This window comes from Microbacterium sp. (genome assembly GCF_051860965.1).
Classification (GTDB): Bacteria; Actinomycetota; Actinomycetes; order Actinomycetales; family Microbacteriaceae; genus Microbacterium.
The window spans coordinates 146,009-163,322 of record NZ_JBIMKU010000007.1; the positions used below are offsets into that span (position 1 = coordinate 146,009).

Annotated in this window: 14 protein-coding genes; 1 reads left to right on the top strand and 13 read right to left on the bottom strand. The window is 69.2% G+C overall.

Annotated elements, in window-relative coordinates; genetic code table 11:
- Positions 1-11: 11 nt before the first annotated feature.
- The 9 genes from ACTIFV_RS14510 to ACTIFV_RS14550 all read right to left on the bottom strand — a co-directional run bounded on the left by ACTIFV_RS14510 (position 12) and on the right by ACTIFV_RS14550 (position 10,745).
- Positions 12-809 (bottom strand): ABC transporter ATP-binding protein, encoded by a 798-nt coding sequence (locus ACTIFV_RS14510; RefSeq protein WP_439593504.1) that lies wholly within the window; start codon positions 807-809, stop codon positions 12-14.
- Positions 806-1,651 carry an ABC transporter ATP-binding protein gene (locus tag ACTIFV_RS14515; protein WP_439593505.1) on the bottom strand — a complete coding sequence of 282 codons (846 nt, stop codon included), beginning with the start codon at positions 1,649-1,651 and terminating at the stop codon, positions 806-808. The genes ACTIFV_RS14510 and ACTIFV_RS14515 overlap by 4 nt, the downstream gene beginning before the upstream one ends.
- A complete protein-coding gene (locus ACTIFV_RS14520) occupies positions 1,648-2,541 on the bottom strand; it encodes an ABC transporter permease (RefSeq protein ID WP_439593506.1) in 894 nt (297 codons plus the stop codon). The genes ACTIFV_RS14515 and ACTIFV_RS14520 overlap by 4 nt, the downstream gene beginning before the upstream one ends.
- Complete coding sequence (locus ACTIFV_RS14525) at positions 2,538-3,623, bottom strand: ABC transporter permease (protein WP_439593507.1); 1,086 nt, start codon at positions 3,621-3,623, stop codon at positions 2,538-2,540. Before ACTIFV_RS14525 ends, ACTIFV_RS14520 begins: the two co-directional genes overlap by 4 nt.
- The gene (locus ACTIFV_RS14530) at positions 3,620-5,200 is read right to left on the bottom strand and encodes an ABC transporter substrate-binding protein (RefSeq protein WP_439593508.1); all 1,581 of its coding nucleotides are present in this window, start codon (positions 5,198-5,200) and stop codon (positions 3,620-3,622) included. The genes ACTIFV_RS14525 and ACTIFV_RS14530 overlap by 4 nt, the downstream gene beginning before the upstream one ends.
- A gap of 27 nt (positions 5,201-5,227) precedes the next feature.
- Positions 5,228-6,910: a hydantoinase B/oxoprolinase family protein gene (locus ACTIFV_RS14535; RefSeq protein ID WP_439593509.1), complete on the bottom strand. Its 1,683-nt coding sequence runs from the start codon at positions 6,908-6,910 to the stop codon at positions 5,228-5,230.
- Complete coding sequence (locus tag ACTIFV_RS14540) at positions 6,910-8,928, bottom strand: hydantoinase/oxoprolinase family protein (RefSeq protein ID WP_439593510.1); 2,019 nt, start codon at positions 8,926-8,928, stop codon at positions 6,910-6,912. The genes ACTIFV_RS14535 and ACTIFV_RS14540 overlap by 1 nt, the downstream gene beginning before the upstream one ends.
- Positions 8,929-9,185: 257 nt before the next feature.
- Positions 9,186-10,208: a LacI family DNA-binding transcriptional regulator gene (locus tag ACTIFV_RS14545; protein WP_439593511.1), complete on the bottom strand. Its 1,023-nt coding sequence runs from the start codon at positions 10,206-10,208 to the stop codon at positions 9,186-9,188.
- Between the two features lie 51 nt (positions 10,209-10,259).
- Complete coding sequence (locus ACTIFV_RS14550) at positions 10,260-10,745, bottom strand: Lrp/AsnC family transcriptional regulator (protein WP_439593512.1); 486 nt, start codon at positions 10,743-10,745, stop codon at positions 10,260-10,262.
- 126 nt (positions 10,746-10,871) lie between these two features.
- Here ACTIFV_RS14550 and ald point away from each other — a divergent pair, with 126 nt between their 5' ends.
- Positions 10,872-11,996 carry an alanine dehydrogenase gene (ald, locus tag ACTIFV_RS14555; protein WP_439593513.1) on the top strand — a complete coding sequence of 375 codons (1,125 nt, stop codon included), beginning with the start codon at positions 10,872-10,874 and terminating at the stop codon, positions 11,994-11,996.
- 89 nt (positions 11,997-12,085) lie between these two features.
- On the opposite strand, the gene ACTIFV_RS14560 is transcribed toward ald, so the two are convergent.
- Genes ACTIFV_RS14560 through ACTIFV_RS14575 form a run of 4 tightly spaced genes read right to left on the bottom strand, consistent with a single transcriptional unit; the run spans position 12,086 to position 17,275 of the window.
- A complete protein-coding gene (locus tag ACTIFV_RS14560) occupies positions 12,086-13,450 on the bottom strand; it encodes an NAD-dependent succinate-semialdehyde dehydrogenase (protein WP_439593514.1) in 1,365 nt (454 codons plus the stop codon).
- A gap of 35 nt (positions 13,451-13,485) precedes the next feature.
- Positions 13,486-15,036, bottom strand: coding sequence for an APC family permease (locus ACTIFV_RS14565; RefSeq protein WP_439593515.1), 1,551 nt, complete (start codon positions 15,034-15,036; stop codon positions 13,486-13,488).
- A complete protein-coding gene (locus ACTIFV_RS14570; protein WP_439593516.1) occupies positions 15,033-15,917 on the bottom strand; it encodes a universal stress protein in 885 nt (294 codons plus the stop codon). Before ACTIFV_RS14570 ends, ACTIFV_RS14565 begins: the two co-directional genes overlap by 4 nt.
- The gene (locus ACTIFV_RS14575) at positions 15,914-17,275 is read right to left on the bottom strand and encodes a flavin monoamine oxidase family protein (protein WP_439593517.1); all 1,362 of its coding nucleotides are present in this window, start codon (positions 17,273-17,275) and stop codon (positions 15,914-15,916) included. Before ACTIFV_RS14575 ends, ACTIFV_RS14570 begins: the two co-directional genes overlap by 4 nt.
- Between the last annotated feature and the right edge of the window lie 39 nt (positions 17,276-17,314).

Genomic DNA, 17,314 nt, shown 5'->3' on the forward strand with positions numbered 1-17,314 from the left:
GGTGGTCCTCCTCATTCGTGGGATTCGGGAAGCGTGTCGACGACGGGTTCGAGCCACGACCCGATCAGCTGTCGGGCATAGGGCGACGCGGGCGCGTCGCACACCTGGTCGGTCGGGCCGCTCTCGACGACGTCCCCGTGATACATCACCACGACGGAGTCCGAGATGTGTCGCACGACCGCCATGTTGTGGCTGATGAAGAGCATCGCGATGCCCAGCCGGTCCTGCATCTCGAGGAACAGATCCAGCACCTGCGCCTGCACCGACACGTCCAGCGCCGACACCGCCTCGTCGCAGACGAGGAGGCGCGGCTCGAGGGTCAGCGCCCGCGCGATGTTCACACGCTGCAGCTGGCCCCCGCTGAGTTCGCGCGGCAGTCGATCGGCGAGGTCGGGGGAGAGTCCCACGGCGCGGAGGAGTTCGACCACCCGGGAACGGCGTTCCTCGGCGGTGCCGATGCGGTGGATCACGAGCGGCTCGGCGATCGACCATCCGATCCTCCGCCGCTGATCGAGCGCCAGGAGCGGCTGCTGGAACACCGCCTGCACCTGCCGACGGAACGCGCGCTCATTGCGTGCGAGGTGGTCGGAGAGCCGGACGCCGTCGAACGTCACCGTCCCGGCATCCGGTCTCACGAGTCCGAGCACGATGTTGGCGATCGTGGACTTGCCCGACCCCGACTCGCCCACGAGTCCGACGATCTCGCCGGGATGGATGTCGAGATCCACGCCGTTCGCCGCGACGGTCGCCGTGTCGCCGTCGCCGAACACCTTGTGGACGTCACGCAGACTGAGAAGCGGTGCGCTCATGCCGCATCCCCCCTGATCGCGGTCTCGGGATCCCAGTGCGTCTCACCCGTGAGGCGCGTCTTGCGGGCTCCGGTCATGCCGAGCGAGCTCGCCAGCAGCGAGCGGGTGTACGGGTGCTCGGGGGCGGACACGATCTGGCGCACGGGGCCCTGCTCGACCACATCGCCCCGGAAGAGCACGACCACCTCGTGGGCCATGCGGGCGACCACACCCAGATCATGACTGACCAGCAGCACTCCCAGGTCGCGCTCCCGTCGCAGTTCGTCGAGCAGGGCGAGCAGCTCCTTCTGCACCGACGCATCGAGAGCGCTGGTCGGCTCGTCCGCGACGAGGACGACGGGATCGTTCAGGAGCGCCCCCGCGATCATGAAGCGCTGCAGCTGACCGCCGCTGAGCTGGAATGCGTAGCTCGTCAGCTTGGCCGACGCGTTGTGGATGCCGACACGCTCGCACAGCGCGACGAGACGATCGCGCGCCTCGGCTCGCTCCTTGCGCGGCGTCGTGTCGAGGAGCTGGGCGGCGATGGTCCTCGTCGGATTCCAGGATGCCGTGGGGTCCTGGAACACCATCCCGATGCGATTGCGGCGGAGCTCGGTGAGCTCGTCGCGCTTCATCGCGAGCAGATCGCGACCGTCGAAGCGCAGCGACTCGGCCGTCACGGTCGCGGCGTCCACGAGCCGGGTCGCGGCGAGGACGGCCGAGGTCTTGCCGGAGCCCGTCTCGCCGACGAACGCGATGCACGACCCTCGGCGCAGGGCGAAGCCGACGTCGCGCACGGACGGGCCGGGCGTGCCGTGGTACTGCACCGCGAGTCCGCGTGCCTCCAGGATGATGTCGCTCATGCCGCGGCCTCCGTCTTCGGAGTGGTCGGCTGAGGCGTCTCCATCGCTCGCGCCGACCGTGCCTGCGTGCCCCGCCCGAACCCGTCGCCGAGCCAGACGCAGAGGGCGACCACCCCCAGGATGACGAGTCCGGGGAAGAACGGGTACCACCAGGCGTTGAGCACGTAGGTCTTCGCCGATGCGATCATCAGTCCCCACTCGGGGCTCGGAACCTGATCGCCGAGGCCGAGGAACGAGAGCCCGGTGAACGCCACCAGCACATAGCCGACGTCGAGTGTCATGCGGATCGCGAGCTGCTCGCTCGTCTGGGGGATGACGTGCCAGCGCAGGATCTGGCTTCCCGATGCCCCCAGCGTCCGTGCGGACTTCACGTACAGCTCGCTCTTCTGCGTGCGCACCACCGTGCGCACCATGCGCGCATACGACGGCCACCACACGATCACCAGCGCGAGGACGGCTGAGCCGAGGTTCCGGCCGACGGCTGCGGAGATCGCCATGGCGAGCACGAGGTAGGGGAAGGCGAGGAAGACGTCGGTGACCTTCGAGAGGAAGGTGTCGAACGCTCCCCCGATCCAGCCCCCCACCGCACCCATGATCGTCCCGATCGCGGCCGCGCAGACCACCACGATGATCGCGCAGCCGATCGAGATCCGCGCGCCGAGCACCATGCGCGAGAAGATGTCGCGACCGGCATCGTCGGTGCCGAACCAGTGCTCCCAGCTCGGCGGCTGGAATCGACCGGCGACGTCGATCGACGACGGATCGGCGATGACGAAGAGCTCCGGGCGGATCACGAGCACCGCGAAGACGACGAGCGCGAGGATCGCGACGACCCTGCGCACGGTAGGACGACGCCGGGCCTTGGGCGGTGCGGGGAGGACGACGCTCATGACAGCTCCTTCACGCGCGGATCGAGCCATCGGATGATCTGGTCGGTCAGCTCGTTGACCAGCACGAACGCCAGGGTGATGACGAGGGTGATGCCGAGGATGGGGTTGTAGTCGAAGGTGCGGAAGGCGTTGAACGCGTACATGCCCAGACCGGGCCACGAGAACACCACCTCGACGATGATCGTGCCGCCGAGGAGCCATCCGAACTGCAGGCCGAGCATCGTGATGACCGGCGCGAGGGCGTTGCGCAGGACATCGACGAACACGACGCGTCTCTCGCCTTTGCCCCGAGCGCGGGCGACCCGCATATACGGCTTCGCGAGCTCCGCGGCGACGGTCGACCGCGTGAGCCTCATCGCGATGCCCAGCTGACTGATGACGAGAGCGATCACGGGGAGCGTGAGGCAGGCCACGGCCTCGGCGAGTGCATAGGTGTTCCCCTGCAGGATCGAGTCGAGCACCGTGAAGCCGGTGATGCGGGACAGCCCGTAGTCGCTGTAGTCGAGCGAGCCCGAGACGGGCAGCCATCCGAGGCCGGAGGCGATCGACAGCTGCAGCAGGAGACCGATCCAGAAGACGGGCAGGGCGGCACCGAGGATCGAGACGACGTTGAGCGTGCGCGAGCGCGCACCGTCCGGGAGGACGGCCCACAGGATGCCGAGGCCGACCCCGACGACGGCGTAGACGAACATCGCCACGAGAACGAGCTCGAGAGTCGCCGGCAGGAAGCGCAGGATGTCATCCAGCACCGGCTGGCGCGACTGGATCGAATCGCCGAAGTCGAGGCGGAGGATTCCGCCGATGTAGTCGATGTACTGCTGCCACAGCGGCAGGTCGAGGCCGAGCTGCCGACGCACGGCTTCCACCTGCTCCGGCCCGGCGTTCATCCCCGCGGCGAGGCGGGCGGGATCTGCCGGGATGACACGGCCGAGCACGAAGGTCAGGCTGACCGCCGCCCACACGACCAGCAGCACCCACCCGGCGCGCGAGAGCGCGCGCAGGGCCCAGTGCCGCCGTCCGCGGGCTCGTGCCGGGCGAGGACGCCCGGCACGGGCCTCGTGCTCGACCGTGTCGAGCGTCACTCTGCCGACCGGGCGTAGAAGAACCGGACGACGTAGTTGTAGTCCATGATCTCGTACTGGACGTCCCACTTCTCGAGCACCGGCTGCGCGAGCTTGGGCTGGGAGGCGAAGATCGCGACATAGGCGTCGTTGATCATGCCCACCGTGTCGACGACCGCCTCGGCGCGCGCGCTCTCGTCGGCGATTCCGGGGAGCTCGGCCACCGCGGCATCGACGGCGGGGTCCTCGAAGTACGACCAGTTGTAGCCGCCGTTCGGCGCGATGTTCGCCGAGGTGTAGCCCTGCGTGAGCATCGAAGAGGGGTCATCGGAGATCGCCGACATGTTGAGGAACGAGATGTCGGCTGCCGTCTCGGGGTTCGACTGGATCTCGACCATCTGCGGCCACGGGACCATCTGGATCTCGAGGTTCACTCCGATGTCGGCGAAGTTCTGCTCCAGCAGGGTGCCGGTGAACTCCTCGTACGAAAGGCCGGACAGACCGAGGTAGGTGACGGTGAGCTCGCCCTCGCCGATCCCGGCCTCGGCGAGGAGCGACTTGGCACCCTCGACGTCGCGTGCGGGTGCGGGGAGGGAATCGATGCCGCCGCCGAAGCCGGTCGGCAGCGGCCCGACCGCCAGGTCGCCGAAGCCCTGGTAGTAGTCGAGCATCGCCTGGTAGTCGAATGCGAGCGAGAGCGCCTCGCGCACGCGCACGTCGGGCAGCGTCTCGACGTTCAGCGGAAGGATCTGCACGCTGAGGCCGGACTGTTCGACGAGCTTCACGCCGTCCATGCCCTTCGCGGTCGCCGAGTCGTCGGGGCCGACGGCGCCGAGCATGTCGATCTCGCCCTGCCCCATCAGCTGGAGCGCCGTCTGGACGTCGGGATCCACGCGCAGGGTGACCTTCGTGGGCGTTCCCGCTTCCCACTCCTGGTAGTAGTCCTCGTAGGCGGCGAGTTCGATCGAGCTCCCCTTGTTCCATTCGTCGAGCGTGTAGGGCCCGGCTCCGGCCTCGTTCTCCGCGAACCACGATGTGGCCCATTCGTCGTCGGCCGTGGCGTGCTCCGCGATGGCGTCCGCCGACACGATGGCGATCTTCTGCAGCTTGCCCGGAAGGTAGACATCCGGAAGCGTCAGCCCCACGCGCACCGTGAGGTCGTCGACCGCTTCGACCTCGGCGACGTTGGCGATGACCGAGGCGGGACCCTGGTTGATGCCCTGCACGCGCTCGATCGACGCGACGACGTCGTCGGAGGCGAGTGCCGTGCCGTCGTGGAACGTCACGCCGTCGCGCAGCGTGAAGGTGTACTCGGTCGCGTCATCCGACATCTCCCACGACTCCGCGAGCGACGGCTGGATGTCGACGCCACCCGGTGAGTACTGCGTGAGCGAGTCGTACACGTTCCGGACGAACTCGAAGCCATCGGACGAGAACGCGATCGCCGGATCGAGGGTCGTCGTCTCGGCGATGTTCGAGAACACGGCGGTGACATCGCCGTCGCCGGACGACGAGTTCGCCTGCTGTCCGCAGGCGGTCAACGCGAGCGTCATCGAGATGCCCACGGCGACCACCGCGGCGGTCTTCCTTCTGTTCATGAGTGATTCCTTTGCTGGCGTGATGGATCAGGATGCTGGTGGTGCGGTGATATAGCCGTCGATCACGTCCTGTTCGATCGCGTGCGGATCGCGCAGGAAGGGATCGCCGTACCCGCCGCCGCCACCTGTCTGGATGCGGACGCGGGAGCCTCGGGGAAGGGGAAGGGCGTTGACCTTGAGGATGTGCTCCTCACCATGGCCGCGGTCGACGACGACGTCGGTGGGCGCACCCTCGGCACCGCCGAACAGACCCCACGCCGGCTGCTTCGATCGCTCGAACCACAGCGAGACCGTCGTGTGCTCGGCGAGCGTCTCGTACGAGCGCCAGATGCCGAGTCCGCCCCGGTGCTCGCCTGCACCACCGGAGTCGGGTTGCAGCCCGTACCCCGTGATGCGCAGCGGGTAGCGCGACTCGACGACCTCGATCGGGTAGTTCTTCAGATCGCCGCCGCCGTAGTTGATCTGCCCGTTCGCTCCGTCGCGATCGTCGAGGGCTCCCCATCCCACGCCTGTCGCCTCGCCGCTGAAGAACTCCGCGCCGTTCGCGTCGGTGCCGGCGAAGAGGATGTTCATGGCATCCGCGGGCTGGCCGGCGTTGACGGCGTGGGGCATCGCGGGAGCGAGCGCCTTCACGAACAGGTCGATCATCATGCCGAGGTGCGGATAGTAGAACTGGCAGGCGGCCGGCTCCTGCGCGTCGAACACGGAGCGCGGCTCCGTCACGATCGTCATGTTGCGAAAGGTTCCCGCCGTCACCGGCATCTCGGGGTTGATGAGGAACTTGTACGCCAGGCGCGCCGCCGACACCGTCTGCGCGCGGCCGCAGTTCATCGACCCCGGGGTCTGCGGGCTGGAGCCGCGCAGATCCAGCTCGATCGCGTCGCCGCTGACCGTGACCCGCACCTTCACGGGCACCCTCTGGCCGGTGGGACCCCAGGAGTCGAGCGCGCCGTCGGCGGTGTAGACGCCGTCGGGGATGGCCGTCACGGCCTCGCGGTCGAGCCGCTCGCACTGCGTGAACACCTGACGGGCGGCGCCCTCGACGATCTCGGCACCGAAGCGGTCGTAGAGACGCTGCAGCATCCGCTCGCCGGTATGGCACGCCGCGACCTGAGCGTGCATGTCGCCCCAGATCGAGCGCGGCAGCCGACTGTTGCGCATGAGGAAGTCGATCGTCTGGGTGTCGCGGACGCCCGCCCGGTAGAGGTAGGTCGGACCCAGCCGGTACCCCTCCTGGTAGATCGAGGTGGAGTCCATCGCCTGCCCGGCATCCTTCGCGCCGATGTCGAGCCAGTGCGCCTTGGTCGCCCCGAACCCGACCAGACGGCCGCCGTGGAAGATCGGCGAGAAGATCGAGATGTCGTTGAGGTGGCTGCCGACCTGGTAGCTGTCGTTGATCGCGAAGACGTCGCCCTCGCGGTAGTTCTCGGGGCCGCCGATGTGCTCGGTCGTCACGGCGATCGCGGCATCCAGGGCGCCGAGGAAGATCGGCAGCCCGGGTGCCTGGCCGAGAAGCTCGCCGTCGGCGTTGAACAGGCCGACGGAGCAGTCCTTCATCTCGTAGATGATCGGCGTGTAAGCCGATCGGGCCAGGTTGTTGTTCATCTGCGCGGCGATCGAGTCGAACGCGTTGCGGACGACCTCCACGGTGACCGGGTCGATGCGCTCGGCCGTGCCGCTCTCGGGGGTCTGGGGCGGGGCGAGGGTCATCACGCGGTCCTTTCCATCACGAGGTGGCCGTGGGCCGACGGGGTGGCCGTCCACCCCGGCGGGACGAGCACCGTGCATCCGGGCTCGAGGAGGATCGCGGGCCCGGAGACGGCCGTGCCCGGGGCGACGGATGCGCGGTCCCATACGGGCGCCTCGCGGGTCTCATCGCGGAAGCGCACCTCCTGGCGCCCGAGCTCGCGAGGGCTCCCCTCCGCCTGCACGTCCCCGGCCTCGGGCCGGGCGGTCAGGCCGCGGGCGACCACTCGCAGTGCGACCACTTCGATGTCTTCGACCGGGTTGTTGTGCCCGAAGCGCTCGAGGTGCAGGGCGTCGAAGCGTCCGTGCAGCGCCGCGAGCACGTCGCCCGCCTCCTCGTCGGGGCCGTACGGGACGGTCAGGGTGTACTCCTGGCCGAGGTAGCGCACGTCCAGGCCCGGCTGCAGGTCGATGCGCTCGGGGGCCACGCCGTCGGCGAGCAGCAACGCCCGCCCGCGCGCGAGCACATCTCCGGACGCCTCGGCGAAGGTGTCGGGACGCAGGTGCTCCACCGCGTGGAAGAAGGTCTGCACGACGTCGTGGCGCAAGTCGGTGTGGACCATGCCCCAGGCGGAGAGCACGCCCGGGCTCCCGGGCACGATCACGCGCTCGAGCTCCAGCTCCTCCGCGATCGACACGGCGTGCAGCGGACCGGCGCCGCCGAAGGCCAGCAGGCCGAACTCGCGCGGGTCGATGCCGCGGGCGACGGTGATCTCGCGGATCGCGTTCGCCATGGCGGCATCCGCCACCGCGACGATGCCGAGCGCCGTCCGCTCGACGTCCATCCCGAGCGCATCGGCGACGGAGGCCGCGGCCGCGCGCGCGGCCTCCTTGTCGAGCGACAGACTGCCGCCCAGGAGGGCGACGTCCGGGAGTCGTCCGAGCACGAGGTTCGCGTCGGTCACGGTCGGCTCCGTGCCGCCGCGACCGTAGCACGCCGGTCCGGGTATGGAGCCCGCCGAGCGCGGCCCGACGCGCAGGGCGCCCGCGACGACGTGGGCGACGGAGCCGCCGCCTGCGCCGATCGTGTGCATGACGACCGAGGGGGCCAGCAGCGGGTGGCCTTCCAGCTCTGTCTGCGACGCGATGTCGGCCGCGCCGTCGACGACGAGGCTCACGTCGAAGGACGTGCCGCCCATGTCGACGCACAGCAGACGGTCGAGGTCGAGGTCGGCCGCCACGGCGACACCCGCCATCGTTCCGCCGACCGGCCCGGAGAACAGCGTCTGCACGGCGCGCTCGCGCGCCCGATCGACGGTCATCACGCCGCCGTTGGACTGCATGACCTTGAGGTCGCTGACGAGGCCGCCGTGCTGCAGTGAGTCCTCGAGCACACGCAGGTACTCCAAGACGATCGGGGCGATGTACGCCGAGACGGCGGTCGTGCTCGTGCGCTCGTACTCGCGCCACTCCGGGGCGATGTCGCTGGAGACGACCACGGCGATCGAGGGTGCGGCCTCGGCGAAGATCCGGGCGACCGCGCGCTCGTGCGCGGGGTTCTGATACGCGTGCAGAAGCACCACGGCGACGGCGTCGACGGTGCCGTGCAGGCGCTGCGCGATGGCACGCACGCCGGCCTCGTCGAGAGGCGTCACGACGGACCCGTCGGCGGCGAGACGCTCGGTGACCTCGTGGATGTCCCGGCGAGGCACGAGCGGGGTCGGCGCGACGTAGCGCAGGTCGTACATCGCGGGACGGTTGGCCCGGCCGATCTCGTACACGTCACGGAAGCCGGCGGTGGTGAGCAGAGCGACGCGGGAGCCGCGGCGCTCGAGGAAGGCATTGAGGCCCGCCGTCGTGCCGTGCACGAACGAGTCCACGTCGGCGAGGGCGATACCGAGGCCCTCGACGGCGGAGAGCACCCCGTCCGCGAGGACGCCGGGCGTCGTCAGCGACTTCGCGCTGCGCAGGCTGCCGTCGTCCCCGACCGCGACCGCGTCCGTGAACGTTCCGCCGATGTCGACGCCGACGGTGAATCCCATGCTCTTCCTCTCGTCCGCCGTTCGCGAAGGAGCGGCGGGCCATTGCGGTTCGGATGCAGGACGCCCGGCTGCGGAACGCCTCCCATGGCACTGCGCGAGGGGCTGGATTCCGACGCCGGTTCGTTCTACGCACGAGTGTTCACTATGCGCGCAGGTTGTGTCAATCGTTCAGAGAAAACGAAATCACTTGGAAACATGCGAAGAGAGCACGCGGAGAACACGGCGTGCGGAGCACGCGGAGCGGACCCGGCGCGGGGTCAGGCGAGGGGAACGACGAGCCGACGGGAGGGGCCGTGCACTCGTCCCTCGAGTCGGTCGAAGAGGGTCTGCGCCGCGGTCCGACCGAACTCGCGCGGGTCGCTGGAGTAGGCCAGGACCCTGACACGGAGCAGATCTGCCAGCTCCAGATCGCCGAACATCGACAGCGCCGGCAGATGCAGTCCCGCCGCTCCGGCGTCCAGGCGCCTGCCGTAGACCTGGAGCACGCCGACGGCGATGCGGTTCGTGGCCGCGATCAGCGCCGTCGGGGGGTTCGGCAGGCGGAGGAATCCGTCGGTCTGAGCGGCGCCGTCGACGACCTCGTCGGTCACGCTGCGCACGAGCATGGGATCCACGGCGACGCCGGCCTCCCCCATCACTCGACGGAACTCCTCGCAGAGTGCGCGGTGCGCGGAGACCTGGTCGATGTTGCCGAGGAACGCGATGCGCGTGTGCCCTCGTCCGAGCAGGTCGGTCGTGGCGCGCTGGGCCATCGCGGCGTCATCCATGAGTACGCGGTCGGTGTCCAGACCTTCGATCTCGCGCGCGGCGGTGACGAGCGGCACCGGGCCGAGCCGGCGCATCCACTGCCGGGGCGCCGGGTCGCTGGCGGGGATGACGATGAGCCCCTCGACGCGCCGGCCCAGGAAGTTCGACACGAGCTCGTGCTCGCGCGTCGCGCTCTCCTCCGTGCTGCCGAAGAGGATGAAGCGGCCCTTCTCGCGGGCCACCTCCTCCACACCGATCGCGAACTTCCCGTAGAACGGGTTGTTCAGGTTGGTGATCGCGACGCCGATCAGGTTGCTCTGCTGGCCGGGGCGGAGGCCGCGGGCGTTCTCGTTGGGGAGATAGTCGAGCTGCCGCGCCGCCTCGATGACCCGCACTTGCAACTCGGGGGCGACGTTGCTGCCGCCGGAGAGCGTACGAGAGACCGTGACCGGGCTCACGCCCGCGAGTCGAGCGACGTCCTTCTGGGTGGGGACCGCCGACGACGCGCCGTGCGTCGACGACTCGTCAGACATCCACCCATCCTCCCTCGACCCGCGAGTCACGATCCTATGCGGCCCGGGATGTCAGCTGAAGGAATCGACGACAGCACTGCGGTGGTAGTCGAAGATGATGTTCGTGCGCGTGGAGGCGACGCGCGGATGCCCCGAGATGTTCTCCACCACGAATCGCCGCAGTGCGGAGGAGTCCGCGACGGCGACGTGCACCATGAAGTCATCCACTCCCCCGAGGAAGAAGACCTGGACGACCTCGGGGAACTCGCGAGCGTGATCGGCGAAGTCGGTGATGCTCGCCTGCCGTGCCCCCGATCCCAGCGTCACCCCGACCAGCGCCTGGAGCCCGGACCCGAGCTTCGCCTGGTTGACGGTCGCCGTGAACCCCGAGATCACCCCTCGCTCGAGGAGTGACTGCACCCGCCCGTGCGCCGTCGACGGGGCGATACCCGCACGCGCAGCGAGCTCGGCGTTGGTGATCCGGCCGTCCGCCACCAACGCAGCGATGAGCCGACGATCGACCTCGTCGAGCTCGTGCCGCAGACTCTTCCGCTCCATGGTCGCTCCCGGTCGTCTCTTCCGACTTTTCAACGTACTTTACGCCAATCAGCCGAATCATCTTCTGATCGATGGAGTCGCGTTCGTGAATGCTTCACACTTGCCGTGAACAGGGAGGAAGTTGATATGCGCGTCGGAGTACCTGCAGAGATCAAGAACAACGAGGACCGCGTCGCCGTCACACCGGCGGTCGTGCACGCTCTGTCACGGCGCGGGCACGACGTCCTGATCGAGCGGGGCGCGGGTGAGGGATCACGCATCTCCGACGCCGACTTCGTGGCCGCCGGCGCCACGATCGTCGACGAGGCGGACGACGTCTGGGCTCGGGCCGACCTGCTTCTCAAGGTGAAGGAACCCATCGCGCAGGAGTACGCGCGACTGCGACGAGGACAGGTGCTGTTCACCTATCTGCATCTGGCCGCCTCGCCCGACTGCACACGAGCGCTCCTGCAGAGCGGAACCACGGCCATCGCCTATGAGACCGTGCAGCTCGCCGATCGGAGCCTCCCGCTGCTCGCGCCGATGAGCGAGGTGGCCGGACGTCTGTCGATCCAGGCCGGCGCCTACCACCTGATGCGTCCCGCCGGCGGCCGCGGCACCCTGCTCGGCGGAGTGCCGGGAACCCGCAAGGCGAAGGTGGTCGTGATCGGCGGCGGGGTCGCGGGTGAGAACGCCGCCCGCAACGCCGTGGGGCTGGGCGCCGACGTCACGGTCGTCGACGTGTCGCTGCCGCGCCTCCGCCAGCTCGAGGCGGGCTTCGGCGGCCTGCTGCAGACCCGCCATTCGTCCTACCTCGAGATCGCCGATCAGCTCCGTGACGCCGACCTCGTCATCGGGTCGGTCCTCATCCCGGGGGCAGCGGCCCCGAAGCTCGTCACCGACGAGATGGTCGCGGCGATGAAGCCCGGCTCCGTGCTCGTGGACATCGCCATCGACCAGGGTGGATGCTTCGAAGGCTCGCGAGCCACCACCCACGAGGACCCGACCTTCGCCGTACACGGGTCGACCTACTACTGCGTCGCGAACATGCCCGGCGCGGTGCCGGAGACGTCGACGACGGCCCTCACGAACGCCACGGCGCCGTACGTGCTCGCGCTGGCGGACAAGGGATGGCGCGGCGCTCTCGCCGAGGACGCCGCGCTCGCGAAGGGACTCAGCACGCACGACGGCGTGCTCACGAACAGCGCTGTCGCGGCGGCTCACGATCTCGAGTTCGTGGCGCCCGACGATCTGCTGGCGCGCGCCGCCTGACGTCGCCCGGCCGAACGACACGGAAGGCCGCGCGCCGGGACAGTGGCTGGTGAGCCCTGTCCCGGCGCGATCCCGGCTTCGGCGCGTGCCTAGGCGCCGACGCGGATGAGCTTCTTGTTGACGAACTCGTCCGCAGCCAGAAGTCCCATCTCGCGCGACGTACCCGAGCGCTTGACCCCGCCGAAGGGCAGGGCGGGCTCGTCGGCGAGGACGACGTTGACGTAGACCATGCCGGCCTCGATCTTGTCGGCGACGCGGGCGGCCTGCTCCTCGTCGGTCGTGAAGACGTACGACCCGAGACCGAAAGGCGTGTCGTTCGCGACGGCGACCGCCTCGTCTTCGTCCGCCACCTTGTAGACGACGCCGACCGGGCCGAAGAACTCCTCGCGGTAGGCATCCATGTCGCTGGTGACACCGGTGAGCACCGTCGCGGGGTAGAACGCCCCGTCGCGCGTGCCACCCGTGACGAGCGTCGCGCCCTGCGCGACCGCCTTGTCGACCTGGTCGGCCAGCCGCTCGGCCGCGGTGAGGGACGAGAGCGGTCCGAGGACCGTGTCGTCGGCGAAAGGGTCGCCGACGGTCGCGGCGGACATCCGCGCCGTGAACTTCTCGAGGAACGAGTCGTAGAGCCCGTCGACCACGATGAAGCGCTTCGCGGCGTTGCACGACTGGCCCGTGTTGTCGAGTCGCGCCTCGACGGCCGCGTCCACCGCGGCATCGAGGTCGTCGGTCGAGAGCAGGATGAACGGGTCGGATCCGCCGAGCTCGAGCGCGACCTTCTTCAGGTTGCGGCCCGCGATCTCGGCGACGGCAGCGCCCGCGCGCTCCGATCCCGTGACCGAGACGCCGTGCACGCGCGGGTCCGCGATGATGGCCGCGGCCTGGTCGTTCGTCGCATAGACGTTGACGTACGCGCCGGCGGGGAGCCCGGCATCCTGATACAGCGTGTCGATCGCCGCGGCGGACTCCGGGCACTGCGGCGCGTGCTTGAGGATGATCGTGTTGCCGATCACGAGGTTCGGCGCGGCGAAGCGGGCGACCTGGTAGTACGGGAAGTTCCAGGGCATGATGCCCAGCAGCACGCCGATGGGGGTGCGGCGGATAACGGCCGTTCCGTCCCCGTCGATCTCGAGCGGCTGGTCGCCCGTGATCTTCTCGGCCTGGTCGGCGTAGTACTCCGTGATGTCGGCCGCGAAGTCCACCTCGCCCAGCGCGGCGGCGAGGGGCTTGCCCATCTCGCGGACGATGATGGCCGCGAGCTCGTCGCGCCGCTCGCGGTGCAGTTCCGCGACGCGACGGATGCCGGCGGCCCGCTCGGCGACGGGCAGCGCGCGCCACTCCTTGTAGGCGGCGTCCGCCGACGCGACGGCGGCGTCGACCTCGGCGTCGGTCAGCGTCGGATAGGTGGCCAGGGTCTCGCCGGTGGCCGGGTTGACGACGGCGTATTCGCTCATGCGGTGTCTCCGTTCGGGGTGTTGTGTTCAGTCTGTCAGCGACGGGAGCGGCGGGCGCTGGCGGGCGCGTCGATCGACAGCGTCTCGCCGCGGAAGAACGCCGGCCGCTTGACGGCCTGCCAGATCATGATGGCGATCCCCACGACGATGATGAGCATGCCGAGGATGAAGACGATGCCCACGCCGCCGATGTTCGAGCCGCTGCCGTACGCCGGGTCCATCGAGTCGATCAGCGTCGTGAAGAACAGCACGGCCAGGATCACGCCGCCGACCAGCGGGAACAGGAACGTGAAGAAGACGTTCCGCGTGGAGTCGAACCACTGCTTGCGGAAGTACCAGACGCACGCGAAGGCCGTGATGCCGTAGTAGAAGCAGATCATCATGCCGAGCGTCAGGATCGTGTCCCACAGGGTGTCCTCGCTCACGATGCGCATGACGACGTAGAAGGCCGAGGCGACGACGGCCGAGACGATCGTGGCGTACCCGGGGGTGAAGAACCGCGGGCTCACCTTGGCGAACGACGGCGGGAGCGCACCGTAGTGACCCATCGCGAGGAGCGTGCGAGCCGGACCCACGAAGGTCGACTGCAGCGACGACGCCGATGAGGTCAGCACCGCGAGCGACACGAGGAACGCGAGCGGTCCGAGGATCGGACCCGACAGGAAGAAGAAGGCGTTGCTCTGGATGTCCTCGTTGCCCAGGCCCAGGTCTCCGGTGCCGACGCCCGCGAACATGATCATCGCGACGGCGAGGAGCAGATAGAGCGACACGATCGTGATGACGGTGAGCGTCGCTGCGCGACCCGGCGTCTTCTCGGGGTCCTTGGTCTCCTCGTTCATGGTGAGGGTGACATCCCACCCCCAGAAGATGAAGATCGACAGCGACAGCCCGGCGGCGACCGCGGCGAACGACGACACGGCGAACGGGTTGAACCAGTTCCAGTCGAAGGGCGTGAAGTCGAACCCGTTCCCGTTGACGGCCTGGACGATCGCCGAGATCGCGAAGAACAGCAAGACGCCGACCTGGAAGGTGACGAGGAAGTACTGGAGCTTCTGCGTCGTCTGCATGTCGCGGTACGACACGAGCGTCGCCCCGAGCATGAACAGCAGGCAGACCACGATGTTGATCCAGGTCTCGGTGGCGAGATCGGCGATCGCAGGGTTGTTCGTGATCTGCGCGATGAGCAGGAAAAGGAAGTCGACCGCCACGCCGGCGAGATTCGACAGCACGAGGATGGTCGCCACGACCAGGCCCCAGCCCGCCATCCAGCCGACCCAGGGGCCGAAGGCGCGCGCGGCCCAGGTGAAGGACGTGCCCGAGTCGGGCATCCGGTTGTTGAGCTCTCGGTAGCCGAACGCGACGAGCAGCATCGGGATGAACCCGATGAGGATGATGGCGGGGATCTGCGCCCCGACGACGGACGCCGTCGGTCCGATCGCCGCGGTGAACGTGTACGCGGGTGCGATGCACGAGATGCCGATGACGACGGCGCCGATGAGCCCGATCGTGCCGGCGCTCAGGCCCTTCTTCGACAGGCCGCCCGCCTCTTCGACGGGATCGGTCAGCGGCTTTTCGGGAGCGCTCACTTCTGACCTTCTTCCTTGCGCGTGCGGGGCACGACGATCATCGGGACCGGGAGCTCGTGCAGCATCTTCGCCGCCGTCGATCCGAGGAACAGGCGCCGCGGGCTGGCGAGCCGGCTCGAGCCGACGATCGCGAGCTCTCCGGGCTCCCAGCTGAGGTGGGCGACGGCATCCTCGATGCTCTCGCCGGCGGCCGAGACGACGTCGGCGTCGATGTGGTCGGGCAGGCCGTCCTTCGCCTGCGCCAGCACGCGCTCGGTGTGGGCCTCCCCCGCGATCCGGATGACACCGGTGTCGACGCTGGCCGGCAGGTCCACGCTCACGAGCGACAGCAGGCGCAGTTCGGCGTGCGTCGCCGTCGCGAGCGCGATGGCCTCTTCGAGGAGCACGTCGGCGCCGGGCCGTGTGCCGATGGCGGCGGTGATGCGTGTGATCCCCGTCTCGGGATCCACGTGCCGCGACCCCTCGGGGGCGAGCACGACGGGCACCTCCGACGAGTGCAGCAGCTCGGTCGCGACCGTGCCGAGGCGGTGCCGGCCGCGCAGTCCGCCGTTGGCCGCGCCGACGACGATGTACGACGCCCCGAGTTCCTGGGCCGCGGTCTGCAGCCCCTCGGCGAAGGACTCGCCGTAGCGCACGTGCGTCTCACGGGAGAGGGATGCCGGGAGGCTGTCGGATGCCTGGCCGAGCCACTCCGCGGCCTGACCGCGCAGATACTGCTCATAGCCCGATTCCGGCGGAGTGATGACGCTCCGGTCGGCGGCCGGCAGCACGACCACCAGGTCGATCGCCGCATCCGCGGCGGCCGCGAGGCGCGCGCCCAGCGCGACGGCGTCGGCCCCGGCATCCGTCGCCGTATAGCCCACCACGATGCGGCCGCTCACGCGCGGGCCTCCTCGATGATCTGCGACGCGACGAGGCGCCCCATGCGGATCGCGCCGTCCACGTGCTGGTACCCGGCACCTGCCATGTCGCTGCAGGCGAAGTGGATGCGGCCGACCGGCGTGCGCAGGTCGGCGCCGTAGCGGTGCAGACCGCCGAGGTCGAAGCTCGCGGCGTAGGCGCCGCGCGTCCACTGCTCGGCACCCCAGTCGCTCTCGAAGTAGACGATGGGCTCGAGCGCTTCGGGACCGTAGTAGTGCGACAGGGATTCGAGGATCCGCGCCTTGCGCTCCTCGGCCGAGACGCGGAACAGGTCGTCTGCGTTGCGGTCAGAGACGAATCCCACGAGCGTGCCGCGCTCGTCGCCGTGGTTGGTGTTGTCGTACGCCTCGTGAGACAGCTCGTACGGGCTGAACGCAGTGCCCGACAGGCCCTGTTCGCGCCAGAACGGACGGTCGTAGACGGCGTGCACCTTGATGACGAAGCCCATCGAGATGTGCTGGTGCAGCTGCTGCTTGAGGCGCGGCAGCGGCGGATCGAACTCGATCCAGGGGTAGAGGATCGGCGCGTGGGCGAGGATCACATAGCGGCCCCGCACGGTCAGGCCGTTGTCGGTGACGATCGTCACGCCGTCGTCGGTCTGGTGCACCTCGTTGACCGGCTGGTCGAGGATGACGTCGTCGCCCAGCCGCTCCGCCAGCAGGAGCGGCACCTGCTGCAGACCGCCGACGACGCGCTCGTCGAGGATGTAGTCCGCGTCGACGAGGTGCGTGAAGCTGCCGGCACTGGCTGCCATGAGCAGTGCCTGCAGCGCCGAGAACGCGTACGCGGGCTTGGTCAGCATCGCTCCCGCGATGAAGAGGGCGATGTTGTCGCGCGCCTCCTGGTCGTCGGTCTGCTCGGCGATCCACGCCTCGAAGGAGATGCGGTCGAGGGCCTCGGCGTCGGGGTGCTCCCACGGCTTGTCGGGGTCGATCTGCGCCACCAGCTCGTCCAGCAGCCCGATGAGCCGCTCGATCTCGGCCTCGGTCTCGGGGCCGGTGGGGAAGATGTCGCCCGTGAAGCGGGTCAGCTCGCCCTCGGCGTTGACGTAGACCGACTCGCCCTCGCGGTAGCGGCTGAAGGTCTCGAGTCCGAGCTCCTCCACCGTCTCCTTCAGGGCCTCCTGGTCGGGCGAGATCCACTGCCCGCCGATCTCGAGCATCGCGCCGTCGATGACATCGGTCCACAGGCGCCCGCCCACGCGATCGCGCGCTTCGAGCACGACGACCGAGAGTCCGGCCTTCTTGAGGTCGTTCGCGGCGGTGAGGCCTGCGGCCCCCGCACCGATCACGATGACGTCCCGGGTGATCTCGGTCATGTGGACTCCTTCGTCTGCGGTCCCGAGCGTCTCGGGATC

Excerpts from the sequence above, each read along its gene's own strand:
- ACTIFV_RS14510 (WP_439593504.1), bottom strand. The coding sequence starts at position 809 with ATGAGCGCACCGCTTCTCAGTCTGCGTGACGTCCACAAGGTGTTCGGC.
- ACTIFV_RS14515 (WP_439593505.1), bottom strand. The coding sequence starts at position 1,651 with ATGAGCGACATCATCCTGGAGGCACGCGGACTCGCGGTGCAGTACCAC.
- ACTIFV_RS14520 (WP_439593506.1), bottom strand. The coding sequence starts at position 2,541 with ATGAGCGTCGTCCTCCCCGCACCGCCCAAGGCCCGGCGTCGTCCTACC.
- ACTIFV_RS14530 (WP_439593508.1), bottom strand. The coding sequence starts at position 5,200 with ATGAACAGAAGGAAGACCGCCGCGGTGGTCGCCGTGGGCATCTCGATG.
- ACTIFV_RS14535 (WP_439593509.1), bottom strand. The coding sequence starts at position 6,910 with ATGACCCTCGCCCCGCCCCAGACCCCCGAGAGCGGCACGGCCGAGCGC.
- ACTIFV_RS14540 (WP_439593510.1), bottom strand. The coding sequence starts at position 8,928 with ATGGGATTCACCGTCGGCGTCGACATCGGCGGAACGTTCACGGACGCG.
- ACTIFV_RS14545 (WP_439593511.1), bottom strand. The coding sequence starts at position 10,208 with ATGTCTGACGAGTCGTCGACGCACGGCGCGTCGTCGGCGGTCCCCACC.
- ACTIFV_RS14550 (WP_439593512.1), bottom strand. The coding sequence starts at position 10,745 with ATGGAGCGGAAGAGTCTGCGGCACGAGCTCGACGAGGTCGATCGTCGG.
- ald (WP_439593513.1), top strand. The coding sequence starts at position 10,872 with ATGCGCGTCGGAGTACCTGCAGAGATCAAGAACAACGAGGACCGCGTC.
- ACTIFV_RS14560 (WP_439593514.1), bottom strand. The coding sequence starts at position 13,450 with ATGAGCGAATACGCCGTCGTCAACCCGGCCACCGGCGAGACCCTGGCC.
- ACTIFV_RS14575 (WP_439593517.1), bottom strand. The coding sequence starts at position 17,275 with ATGACCGAGATCACCCGGGACGTCATCGTGATCGGTGCGGGGGCCGCA.